This is a genomic window from Pseudomonas sp. PsB (genome assembly GCF_043658375.1).
Classification (GTDB): Bacteria; Pseudomonadota; Gammaproteobacteria; order Pseudomonadales; family Pseudomonadaceae; genus Aquipseudomonas; species Aquipseudomonas putida_Z.
The window spans coordinates 21412-33081 of the sequence record NZ_JBIGLU010000046.1; the positions used below are offsets into that span (position 1 = coordinate 21412).

At 58.0% G+C, this 11670-nt stretch carries 12 protein-coding genes; 8 read left to right on the forward strand and 4 right to left on the reverse strand.

Features of this window, described 5'->3' with window-relative positions; genetic code table 11:
* Nucleotides 1-3: 3 nt before the first annotated feature.
* The 4 genes from ACGLHT_RS27420 (at nt 4) to ACGLHT_RS27435 (ending at nt 5981) form a co-directional block, all read left to right on the forward strand.
* Nucleotides 4-2364, forward strand: a complete 2361-nt coding sequence (locus ACGLHT_RS27420) for a heavy metal translocating P-type ATPase (RefSeq protein WP_023095628.1) — start codon at nt 4-6, stop codon at nt 2362-2364.
* Nucleotides 2365-2537: 173 nt separating this feature from the next.
* Nucleotides 2538-4265, forward strand: coding sequence for an ATP-dependent endonuclease (locus ACGLHT_RS27425; RefSeq protein ID WP_003139541.1), 1728 nt, complete (start codon nt 2538-2540; stop codon nt 4263-4265).
* Nucleotides 4255-5682: a UvrD-helicase domain-containing protein gene (locus ACGLHT_RS27430; protein ID WP_103462449.1), complete on the forward strand. Its 1428-nt coding sequence runs from the start codon at nt 4255-4257 to the stop codon at nt 5680-5682. Before ACGLHT_RS27425 ends, ACGLHT_RS27430 begins: the two co-directional genes overlap by 11 nt.
* A 98-nt stretch (nt 5683-5780) precedes the next feature.
* Nucleotides 5781-5981 carry a heavy-metal-associated domain-containing protein gene (locus ACGLHT_RS27435; protein WP_103462450.1) on the forward strand — a complete coding sequence of 67 codons (201 nt, stop codon included), beginning with the start codon at nt 5781-5783 and terminating at the stop codon, nt 5979-5981.
* Nucleotides 5982-6000: 19 nt separating this feature from the next.
* Here ACGLHT_RS27435 and ACGLHT_RS27440 read toward each other — a convergent pair whose 3' ends face one another.
* Nucleotides 6001-6165 (reverse strand): hypothetical protein, encoded by a 165-nt coding sequence (locus tag ACGLHT_RS27440; protein WP_274121119.1) that lies wholly within the window; start codon nt 6163-6165, stop codon nt 6001-6003.
* A gap of 124 nt (nt 6166-6289) precedes the next feature.
* On the opposite strand from ACGLHT_RS27440, the gene tnpA reads away from it, so the two are divergent.
* The 4 genes from tnpA (at nt 6290) to ACGLHT_RS27460 (ending at nt 9140) form a co-directional block, all read left to right on the forward strand.
* On the forward strand, nt 6290-6622 hold the full coding sequence (gene tnpA / locus ACGLHT_RS27445) for an IS66-like element accessory protein TnpA (protein WP_031324883.1): 333 nt from the start codon (nt 6290-6292) through the stop codon (nt 6620-6622).
* Complete coding sequence (gene tnpB, locus ACGLHT_RS27450) at nt 6619-6954, forward strand: IS66 family insertion sequence element accessory protein TnpB (RefSeq protein WP_031324885.1); 336 nt, start codon at nt 6619-6621, stop codon at nt 6952-6954. The genes tnpA and tnpB overlap by 4 nt, the downstream gene beginning before the upstream one ends.
* Nucleotides 6955-7035: 81 nt before the next feature.
* A complete protein-coding gene (gene tnpC / locus ACGLHT_RS27455; protein ID WP_023662053.1) occupies nt 7036-8583 on the forward strand; it encodes an IS66 family transposase in 1548 nt (515 codons plus the stop codon).
* A gap of 68 nt (nt 8584-8651) precedes the next feature.
* Nucleotides 8652-9140 (forward strand): GNAT family N-acetyltransferase, encoded by a 489-nt coding sequence (locus ACGLHT_RS27460; RefSeq protein WP_023662054.1) that lies wholly within the window; start codon nt 8652-8654, stop codon nt 9138-9140.
* A gap of 320 nt (nt 9141-9460) precedes the next feature.
* Here the strand turns inward: ACGLHT_RS27460 and ACGLHT_RS27465 are convergent, their stop codons facing one another.
* The 3 genes from ACGLHT_RS27465 to ACGLHT_RS27475 are packed head-to-tail and all read right to left on the reverse strand — an operon-like array spanning nt 9461 to nt 11390.
* Nucleotides 9461-10252, reverse strand: a complete 792-nt coding sequence (locus tag ACGLHT_RS27465; protein WP_024616823.1) for a DNA-binding domain-containing protein — start codon at nt 10250-10252, stop codon at nt 9461-9463.
* Nucleotides 10249-11085, reverse strand: a complete 837-nt coding sequence (locus tag ACGLHT_RS27470; RefSeq protein WP_103462452.1) for a DUF692 domain-containing protein — start codon at nt 11083-11085, stop codon at nt 10249-10251. Before ACGLHT_RS27470 ends, ACGLHT_RS27465 begins: the two co-directional genes overlap by 4 nt.
* A 44-nt stretch (nt 11086-11129) precedes the next feature.
* A complete protein-coding gene (locus tag ACGLHT_RS27475) occupies nt 11130-11390 on the reverse strand; it encodes a membrane protein (protein WP_004577564.1) in 261 nt (86 codons plus the stop codon).
* Nucleotides 11391-11670: the final 280 nt, after the last annotated feature.

Sequence of the window (11670 nt, forward strand, 5' to 3'; positions counted from 1 at the left end):
CGCATGCAAAAGACCTCCTGCCATCATGACCAGGATCATTCACATAACTCGCACGCCCACTCCGAGAGCCAGCGCGACCCGGTGTGTGGCATGGAGGTGAAATCTGATAGCCCATACCGCGAGAGCGTTGAAGGGAAGACCTATCGCTTCTGCAGTGCCAAATGCCTGCAGAAGTTTCAAATTGATCCCCACTCGTACATGGGCCACTCGTCTCATGAAGCACATCAGCATACGAGTCACCCTACGATATCGGCACCAGAAGGAGCCGCATATACCTGTCCGATGCATCCAGAGATTCGCCAACCGACCCCTGGCAACTGCCCGATCTGTGGCATGACGCTGGAGCCTGTCATCCCGGAGCTGGAAGAGGAGGAAAACCCGGAGCTGAAGGACTTCTCTCGGCGATTCTGGTGGACCCTACCGCTGACCGTCATCGTGACCGTGCTGGCGATGGCTGGCCATTCCTTGCAACTGTTTCATGGCACGACCCAGAACTGGGTCGAGCTGGCTCTGGCGACGCCCGTGACGCTATGGGGTGGCTGGGTGTTCTTCGCCCGCGGCATTGACTCCATCCGGCACCGCAGCCCCAACATGTGGACCCTGATCGGTTTGGGAACGGCCGCTGCCTACCTCTACAGCGTGGCCGCTACCTTGGTTCCGCAGTGGTTTCCGGCGGCTTTTGCCCAGGACGGACGTATCGGCGTCTATTTTGAAGCAGCCGCGGTGATTATCTCACTCACGCTGTTGGGCCAAATGCTCGAACTCAAGGCCCGCTCGCAGACGTCCGCAGCTATCAAATCGCTGCTGGGACTGGCACCAAAGACAGCGCGGCGCATCATGCCCGATGGAGTAGAAGAGGACATTCCTCTAACCCATGTCCATCAGGGCGATCATCTGCGTGTCCGGCCAGGCGAGAAGGTTCCTGTAGATGGCACTGTGCTGGAGGGTGAGAGCGCAGTCGACGAATCGATGCTTACTGGAGAACCGTTACCCGTGACCAAACGGGCAGGGGATGCCCTTATCGGTGCCACCCTAAACACCCACGGCAGCCTAGTTATGGAGGCGCAGAAAGTCGGTGCCGAAACCATGCTGTCGCAGATCGTGCTGATGGTGGCCAAGGCCCAGCGCTCTAAGGCACCCATGCAGCGTATGGCCGATGCCGTTGCGGGGTATTTCGTGGTCGGGGTGATCCTGATCGCGATTCTGACCTTCTTCGGCTGGGGGCTGTTCGGGCCGGAATCTGGCTGGGTATTTGGCCTGATCAATGCGGTGGCGGTGCTGATCATTGCGTGTCCCTGCGCCCTGGGTCTGGCAACCCCGATGTCCGTCATGGTTGCGACTGGCAAGGCCGCTAGCAGCGGTGTGTTGTTCCGCGATGCCAGCGCCATCGAAAATCTATGCAAGATCGACACGCTCATCGTCGACAAGACCGGAACCCTGACTGAGGGGTGCCCCGTATTCCATAGTGCGGAAGGGACAGGCGGTTACGACTCCAATGAAGTGCTGCGCCTGGCTGCCAGTCTCGACCAGGGTAGTGAGCACCCGCTGGCTCATGCCATCGTCGATCATGCGCGGGGTCAAGGCATTGCACTGGTCAAGCCGGACACTTTCGAGTCGGGCTCGGGTATTGGCGTGCGCGGTCAGGTCGATGGCCATCAGCTGCAGCTCGGCAACACCGCACTGATGGACGAGGCGGGCGTCGATATTACCCCGCTGCGCAATCGCGCCGAGCAACTGCGTCTGGAAGGCATCAGCATCATCTATTTGGCCGTTGATGGTCGCCTGGCGGGACTCCTGGCCGTTTCCGATCCGATCAAGCCTACTTCTCAACAGGCTGTCTCCAAGCTTCAAAGCGAAGACGTAAAGGTCATCATGGCCACTGGTGATGGCCTCACCACAGCAAGAGCCGTGGCGAAGCAGCTCGGAATCGAGGAAGTGCATGGTGAGGTCAAACCGCAGGATAAGGAGAAACTGGTCGCCGATTTGCAGGGCTATGGCCGTCGTGTCGCCATGGCGGGTGACGGCATCAACGATGCGCCCGCCCTGGCCAGGTCTGACGTAGGTATCGCCATGGGCACCGGTACCGATGTGGCGATGAACAGCGCCCAAGTGACGCTGGTCAAGGGAGATCTGATGGGCATCCTGCGAGCGCGCACCCTGTCAGTGGCAACCGTGAAAAACATGAGGCAGAACCTCGCCTTTGCGTTCCTCTACAACGCGATGGGAATCCCGCTAGCAGCGGGGCTGCTGTACCCGCTGACGGGGCATCTTCTGTCGCCCTTGATTGCTGCGCTGGCGATGAGTGTCAGCTCGGCGTCGGTGGTCTTCAATGCTCTGAGGTTGAAATCAACGGACATCGGATAGGCTTCCATACCACCGACCAGGTGATTATTCAGAAGCGCATCTGACCGGAAAATGCCGTACGGTAGTTTCCGGTCCGACCTATCTGTCGCAACACATAGTGACGAGGTGACGTTCGATGGACTGTTGCCGCTGCGGGTAGGAGACTGGTCGTCGTTAACCCATGAGGACTCTCCGTGGCCCGCATTCGCAGACTGATTATCAGCAACTTCCGATCTATCCAGGCGCTCGACTGGGTGCCGGCCCCAGGAATTAACTGCCTCATAGGTCCTGGCGATAGTGGAAAGTCCAGCATTCTAGATGCGATTGACCTTTGCGTCGGTGCCCGCCGGGGCGGCACGTTCGGCGACATGGACTTCTTCGCTCTGAACGTCGAAACACCCATCACCATCAGTGTGACGCTTGGCGATTTGCCGGTATCGCTGATGGATATCGATGTTTACGGCGAGTTCTTGCGTGGATTCAATCCAGGAACGGGAGAAGTCGAAGACGAACCGCGAGCGGGGCTGGAGACCGTTATCACCTTGCTTCTGCAAGTTGGTGCCGATTTGGAACCTACCTGGACACTTTTTTCTGAGCGTGCGGAGCAGCAGCAACTCGAACGCACTCTTCCCTGGAAGGAACGAGCGGCACTAGCACCCGCCCGTATCGGCAGCTTTGCGAGTTCGAACTTGTCGTGGAGTCGTGGCTCAGTGCTCAATCGACTTACTGACGAGCGTGCAGAGCTAGGTGCCGAACTTGCGCGCGCCGCGAGGCAAGCAAGAGCGAACTTTGGCAATCAAGCCGTCGGACATCTAACTCAGACGCTTGAGGTGGTGCAACGCACGGCTCAGCATCTTGGGGTTTCGGTTGGAGCGATGCCACAAGCACTCCTTGACGCACATTCTGTGTCGATTGGCGAGGGTGCGATCGCGCTGCACAGCGACACAGGCATTCCCCTTCGCTCCCTTGGCACGGGCTCGTCGCGATTGCTAGTGGCAGGGTTGCAAAGAGCTGCAGCTAGCGCCGCGCCAATTGCTCTTGTCGATGAGGTGGAATATGGGCTTGAACCTCATCGGCTCATGCGATTCCTGGACTCCCTGGGCGCAAAGGACGCTGCCGCTCCGCTGCAGGTCTTCATGACGACTCACTCACCGGTCGCGCTGCGCGAATTGTCCGGCAGCCAGTTATTCGTTGTTCGGTCTGGGCCTCAACGCCACAGCGTTATGGCGGCAGGGGAGGCCAACGAAGTACAAAGTACCCTTCGGAAGGACCCAGAGGCATTCCTCGCCAAATCCATTATCGTTTGCGAGGGTGCCAGCGAGGTTGGCTTCGCGCGTGGCCTTGACCAATGGTGGGGCAGCCTTGGCGCTACCTCATTCCTGGCTCATGGTGGCGCTTATGTGGACGCCGGCGGGGGAAGTCCCGATAACAGTCTTATCCGCGGAACGGCACTTCAGAACCTAGGCTATCGCGTGATGGTTTTTGTAGACGCCGACAAACCTTCGACCGCAGGGCTACCTGAAGCATTCTTGGCCGCAGGCGGACAAATTCTGACATGGCGACCAGGTCTCACTCTGGAGGACGAGATCTTCCGCCATCTCAGTGACCAAGCACTCGATGCACTTCTGGCGAAAGCCGAAACAATAGTGGGTGCAGAGCTGATGAATGCGCACATCCAGACGAAGTCCCAAGGACGTATGACACTACATGACATCAAAGCTGAAAGACTTATTCAGGGCTACTTGCCCGCGACGCGAGAGCTTTTGGGAGCTGCATCTCGTATCCGCAACAGCGGGTGGTTCAAGTCGTTGACAACCTATCAGGAGGTTGCAAGGGACATCGTCGGCCCGTCTCTACAGAACGCCGACCAGGGCTTCATGGCAGTCACGAATCAGCTCTGGACGTTTACAAGTGCCCCTTGAGATCGATCTTTTCGCTATCGAGCGTGGCTCCATAACAGCCCCCGCAGGTTGTGGAAAAACGCAATTGATTGCCGAGACGCTCATCGCGCATAGGCAGAGCAAACCCATACTCGTACTAACGCACACGAACGCAGGCGTTGCGGCCTTACGGGCACGCCTGAGACGAGCCGGCGTTCCTAACTCCGCATATCGAGTCTCCACCATTGATGGATTCTCGATGCGCCTCATCGCTAAGTTCCCAGCGCGAAGCGGCCATAACCCACAGATCTTACAGCTCCACCAGCCCAACACCGACTACCCTGCAATTCGGCACGCCGCCATGCTGTTACTGCAGGCAGGCCACCTTGCTCAGCCTCTCCGTGCCACTTACGCGCGCTTGCTTGTCGACGAATACCAGGACTGCAACGTCGTCCAGCACGCCATCGTGTCAGGTTTGGCCCAGGTGCTACCGACCTGCGTGCTCGGTGACCCAATGCAAGCCATCTTCGACTTTCGTGGCAATCGACTGGTGCATTGGGCGAATGAGGTGCAGCCCCTGTTCCCCGCGGCAGGAGAGCTGAGGATACCCTGGCGCTGGCGGCTGGCCGGAGCTGAGAACCTTGGGCAGTGGCTACTCGCCATACGGCAGCAACTTCAAGTTGGCCAGCCGGTGGATCTGCGCACGGCTCCGGCAGAAGTGCGCTGGGTGCAGCTCAACGCCGGGACCGAAGTCCAGCAGCGGCTGGTGGCCGCTAGAACCGAGTCACCCAACGCTCGGGGCAGCGTCCTCATCATCGGGGACTCCATCAACGTGCAAGGTCGCCATCAGCTCACGAGCCAGACACCCGGCGCCATGGCCGTCGAAGCCGTCGACCTAAGGGACCTCGTCAACTTCGCCAGGAACTTTAACCTGCAGGGTGCCAATGCTCTGGCACAACTTGCGGAATTTGCTTCAAGCGTGATGACGGGGGTAGGTGCAGCAAACCTGCGAACGCGTGTGGAGTCTCTGCGCACAGGACGTGCCCGAACGCCACCGACCCCAGCCGAGGCCGAGGCCGTCGCATTCGTCGGGGAGCCAACACCGCAGCGAGCACTCCTTGTGCTCAACGCCCTCGCCGAACAGCCGGGGGCACGGATGTACCGACCGGAAGTTCTGCACTGCTGCCGGTCCGCTATGCAAGCTGTGGCGGGAGGTACAGCCGACTTTCTGAGTGCAGCCATTCAAGCGCGAGAACGCAATCGACACCTTGCCCGCCCCATCGCAAGACGCTCGGTAGGCAGCACATTACTTCTCAAGGGGCTCGAGGCGGATGTCTCGGTTGTTCTGCATCCTGAACTTATGACCGCTCAGAATCTGTATGTCGCCCTTACGAGGGGCGCAAGGCACGTAGTGGTGTGTTCATCGAACCCCATCCTGATGCCTGTGAACAACGGCTGAGCCTTACTGTTGCGTTTGCGCACTTGACCTTGCCATCGTGTCAAGGTCGATGCTGTCTGTGCGGTAACTTGAGCCGCGGACGAAATGAGGTGAGAGAGATGTTCAGCCTGAATGTTTCGGGTATGGGTTGTGGCAGTTGCGTCAGCAAAATCACGAAGGCCATCCAGACGCTGGATCAGGACGCACGCATAGAGGTGGATCGGGCAGCCGGCAAGGTCACTGTAGAGAGCACAGAAAGTGCCGAATCGATCCGCGAGCTGATCCAGGAGCTTGGTTATGCGGCCCAGGTCAGCGCTTGAGCGCTGGCCTGCCGACCGACTAAATCTCCAGTTCTGAGAGCTCTTTCAGCCCGTGGATACTGGTGACCTCGTTAGTAATACCTTCTTCCCCATCTCGGCCGCGAAGCCAGTTTGAGTGATCGCCTGGCTCGCGCATTTCCAGCGTGTCATAGGAGTAGCGCTTTCGCTTGAACAGGCTTTTCAATGCGGCGAACTCGTGGCTTTTCGTATGCGTCCGGCCAACACACCTTCCTGACCCCGACACCAAAGGCGATGGTGTCCACCTGATTTAAGTGGACACCATTTCTAGCCTTTTAAGCGGGTCTTTCATGCAGCCACAACGCCGTTCCTACTCTAAATCCTTCAAGGCCCAGGTCATTCAAGAGTGCGCCCAGCCCGGGGCCTCGATTGCCAATGTCGCGCTGAGCCACAGCCTCAACGCGAACCTCGTCCATAAATGGATTCGCGTGCAAACGCCGAAAACCATGGCGCTGCAACCTGCTTTCATTCCGCTGCCCTTGCAGCTAGCCGGAGCAAATTCACAAGCCGCATCATTGACTATCTGTCTGGAAATCCCGCACCCGCGCGGCACCGTCAAAGTGAACTGGCCGACCGAAAGCGCTGCTGCCTGCGCGACCTTTCTGCGAGACCTGTTGCGATGATCCGCATCGACTCCATCTGGCTCGCCACCGAGCCGATGGATATGCGCGCCGGCACCGACACCGCGCTGGCGCGGGTGGTGGCGGTGTTCGGTGCGGCGCAGCCGCACTGTGCTTATCTGTTTGCCAACCGCCGCGCCAATCGCATGAAAGTGCTGGTGCACGATGGGTTGGGTATCTGGCTGGCGGCGCGCCGCCTGCATCAAGGCAAGTTCTTCTGGCCGGGTTCTCGACACGGCGCTCAGATGGAATTGGGTGCAGAACAACTGCATGCCCTAGTGCTGGGTTTGCCATGGCAAAGAGTCGGGCCTGGCAGCGCGATTTCCATCGTATAACGCCTGCCATGACCACCCAGGCCGTGCAATTGTCCGATGAGCCTATCGTCGGTTTTAGCCGGCTCTGGCAAGATCGGCGGCATGACTTCGCTGCCCAATCTCGACCAACTACCCCCTGAACAACTGCGCGCTCTGGCGGCGCAGTTGATGCAGCGCGTCGAGAGTCTCGATCAGAAAGTCGAGACCATGGGCCAGAAGATCCACCGCGACCAAACGGTTATCGAAAAGCTGACCCACGAGATTGCGCAGCTCAAGCGCTTCAAGTTCGCCAAGCGCAGCGAGCAACTGAGCCCGGATCAAGCCAGTCTGTTGGATGACCTGATCGATACCGACTTTGCAGCCATCGAGGCCGAACTTGAAGCGCTGAAACTTGCTCCCGCTTCGACCGAGGTTCGGCAAAAACCTAAACGCACTGCCTTGCCGCCGCAGTTTCCGCGCACTCTGATCCACCACGAACCGGACAACAGCCATTGCCAGTGCGGCTGCGCTCTCAAGCGTATCGGCGAGGATGTCAGCGAGAAACTCGACTACACGCCGGGTGTGTTCACCGTTGAGCGGCACATCCGTGGCAAATGGGTCTGCGATCAGTGCGAAACCCTGATCCAGGCACCGGTTCCGGCCCAGGTCATCGACAAGGGCATCCCAACCGCAGGGCTGTTGGCCCATGTCATGATCGCCAAGTTCGCGGATCATTTACCGCTCTACCGCCAGGAATCGATTTTCGGTCGGGCCGGTTTGGCCATCGCCCGCTCGACGCTGGCCCAATGGGTCGGCAACTGTGGTGTGCAGTTGCAGCCGCTGGTCGATGCCTTGCGCGACGCGGTGCTTGGGCATGATGTGATCCACGCCGATGAAACGCCGGTGCAGATGCTCACGCCGGGCGCGAAGAAAACCCATCGCGCCTATGTCTGGGCCTACGCCACCAGCCAGTACTCGGACTTGGCAGCGGTCGTTTACGACTTCAGCCCCAGCCGCGCTGGAGAACACGCCCGCAACTTCCTGCAAGACTGGAAGGGCAAGCTGGTCTGCGATGATTTTGGCGGCTACAAGGCCAGCTTTGAACTCGGCGTCACCGAGATCGGCTGCATGGCCCATGCACGGCGCAAGTTCTTCGAGCTACACGCCACCAATAAAAGCCAGCTTGCCGAGCAGGCCTTGAGGTACATCCAGCTGCTGTACGAAATCGAGAGCGAAGTCCAAGTGCTGGAGCCGGATTTACGCCACCGAATACGGCAAGAAAAAGCTGCGCCGGTGATGGACGCCTTGCATGCCTGGATGATCGCCCAACGCCAGCTGGTGCACGATGGCTCGGCTATCAGCAAAGCTTTGGATTACAGCCTGAAACGCTGGACGGCGCTGTCCCGTTATCTCGATGACGGGGCGGTACCCATAGACAACAACTGGGCAGAGAACCAGATTCGGCCATGGGCATTAGGGCGCAAGAACTGGCTCTTTGCAGGTTCACTGCGCAGCGGCAAACGGGCAGCGGCGATCATGAGTTTGATCCAGTCAGCGCGACTCAACGGGCATGATCCGTATGCATATTTGAAGGACGTCCTCACGCGCCTGCCGACGCAGCGCTCAAGTGAGATTGCGGAGCTGCTGCCGCATCAATGGGTGCCCCGATAACCAGGCAAGGTGTTTGAGCAAATAGTGGTGAGCTAGAATGCCGAATGCATAGACCTCAAGGACGCGCGATGATATTGCAACACAGGCCAGTGAAGGCTGATGACATCAAAACTATCTGTAGCTTTCCCCTTAACGCTCAGGAACTGTTTTATATGTTCCCGAAAGCTCAATACCCTCTGACTGAAGCTCAGCTGTCTAACGCTATTACTCAACGATTCGACTCGACGATTGTCGAGGCCGGGAATAGCATCGTCGGCTTTGCTAACTTTTATCGGGCTGAAACGGGTGGAGTTTGCTGTATCGGCAATGTCATCGTTGCCCAAGAGGCACGAGGTAAAGGTGTGGCGACCTTCATCGTGGAGACGATGACTGCTCTGGCGTTCGACCGCTATGACGCCACAGAGGTGCAGATCTCGTGCTTCAATGAAAATACAGCAGGCTTGCTGCTTTATCCAAAACTAGGCTTCTTGCCCTTTGCTGTCGAAGAGAGAACTTCTCTGGATAGTCGTAGATCAGCACTCATCCATATGACCCGCAGCAGAGCAGGCCGACCATAACCTCACCTTGAAAGCCCGGTTAATGGAGCTGCTTTTAGGTATTCAGTCAGCTGCTTTGTTTCTGGTGTGTCAGTGCTGAGTGGGCAGCGCTGTGCAGCCTAAGGATCAAGGGATGGGATTACTGGACGCTTACGGCTTTTCTCGTCTTCTATTCCGACGACTTTTCCTACAAGCGCCTCCCAATGACCTACGCCGTCGGCCAGCATCGCCTGGTAAGTCTCTGGGTCCAGCAAGGCTTGCTGTTTGAAATGAATGATGCGGTGTGTCATAGACGCGCTCGGGAGTGGCCAAAGAGAAGTCGCTAGCCTATAGGTTCCGGGTCATTCGTGAATAGTTGCCCTGAGCTTTAGCAAACCTTCGTTGACCCACAATTTCAACCAAGTTGCGGCCTGCAGGGGGGCTTGCTCTCCATGTGTTGCGCTCAATGACTCGCAGAGTTCGGCGAACGATCCACCCTCGACGAAAAACCGCAATGCTGACGCCTCTTCTGGCTCCAGGCTTCGGTACTGGCATACGAGGTTATGACGCCAGACCAGACAGTCTCGATTCCCGGCTGGTTGGGTGGCAACGGGAAGCAGATCCCCAGACTTGGCAGCCTTCCACAGCGCCAGGGTGTTGTACTGCAATCGCAGCCATCTGGCAGATGGAGTCAGGGAAACCCTGAATGAAACCCAGTCTTCAGCCGAAAACTCACTGATGGCCTGCAGTGAAAGCGCTTCGACGTCCTGCGCATCGAAAGCCAGTGTAAAAGCCCACTCAAGCTCCGCGAGTTCGCGAATCGGTGAAAGTTGAGGTTCCGCAATGTAGCTGCCAATAAACTCGGGCAGCTTCTCACCAAGCCAGCGAATGCTGAAATGCCGTGGTGGCCAGGCGGTGAAATAGGCCAGTGCGAGTTGCTCGAACGACTCTTCTCCCAGCCATTGCTGCAGCGCCGGGAAATCCTCGCGCAGCACCGCCAGCAGGCGCGAGCGATAGGCGTTATGGTAGATCCGCAGGCCTTCGAGGGCACTCAGCGCAGTGCAACCCCGGACTTGCTCCAAAAGCTCGTTGGAGGGCAGGGCACCATCTGTCAGGTAAGTTTCAAATGCAGTCTGTAAGGCGCTCAGGCTCAAAGGGTTGCCCTCGATATCACGCCATTGGCGATAGCTCGGGCATGCTCCAACTCGGATAACAGATCCTCGAACGGTGGAAAATGATCATCCCGCTCGATCAACGTCGACGTTGGACCCAAGTAGCTCAAAGTCTTGCTGTAGAGCGCCCAAACCGGGTCAGCGATGGGCTGGTCGTGGGTGTCGATGAGGTATTGCCCGTAATCGCTATGCCCGGCCAGATGAATTTGACGAATCCGCTCGTGCGGCAATTCCAAGATGAACTGCCATGAGTCAAAATCCTGATTTCGTGCGCTGACGTAGACGTTGTTCACGTCAAGGAGCAATTCGCAACCGGTCAGGAAACTCAGTTCCGAGAGAAACTGCGATTCGCTCATGCTGGACGTCTTCCACTGCACGTAAGAGGAAACGTTCTCCAGCACAATGGGACGTTCCAGAACATCCTGCACTAGACGCACCCGCGCGGCGACATGCAGCAGGCTTTCTTGGGTAAATGGCAGCGGCAGCAGGTCGTGGAGTTGATGGGCGTTGCCGCGACTCCAGCACAAGTGGTCGGAAACCCACTGGGGCTGTATCCGGTCCGCCAGTTGCTTGAGCTGTCGTAGGTAGCCCATGTCCAGGTTATGCGAACCGCCGATCGACAGCGATACTCCGTGCATCACCAACGGGTATTGCTCGCCAATCGCATCGAGAAAGTAGAGGGCCTTGCCACCGCACACCAGGTAATTCTCGGAAATGATCTCAAACCAGTCGACCGCAGGTCGCTGTTCAAGAATCTGCTGGTAATACTCACTGCGAAGGCCAAGACCGAAACCCAGTGTTTTGCGCTTACTCATTCAAGACTCCAGCAGGGGAGTGGCAGGCACTCCCCGCAACGGCATTATTCGCTGGTCTTGCCACCGGCCTCATCGCACTTGGCCTGAGTCATCAGCTTGAAGCCCTGGCCTTTGCATTCTCCCTGGCCTTTGCAGGCATTTTTGGCGGTCATGCAGTCGTTCTGGCCCTTGCAACCGTTGACGCCGAAGCACTTCACTTCAGCTGCTTTGGTGTCCTGGGCGGCCTGGACAGGCAGGGTAGCAAACAGGCTGGCGGCCACGAGAGCCAGAGCGGCACCGGTAGCGACGTTGGATTTATTCGACATAGTGACAATCTCTCTTAATTGTTGGTGGTCTTATCCGCGGGTGCGAATGACCCTGAGTAGCTTAGGCATCGCTGCCGAGCATGCCCTCTCAAGAAATTCGCAAGGCTTTATGAGGGCATGAAAGACAGTACTGAGCCTTCTGGATGGGCTACAAGAAAGAAATAGCAACCTGACAGAACTGTAATGTTCGGCTCAGGTTGCTGACCAATGTCATCAACCTAAGCTGCAGCCCTGCCCAAGGCAAGCCCCCCGAAGCAGCCAGCCGCCATGGCCGTCGGGC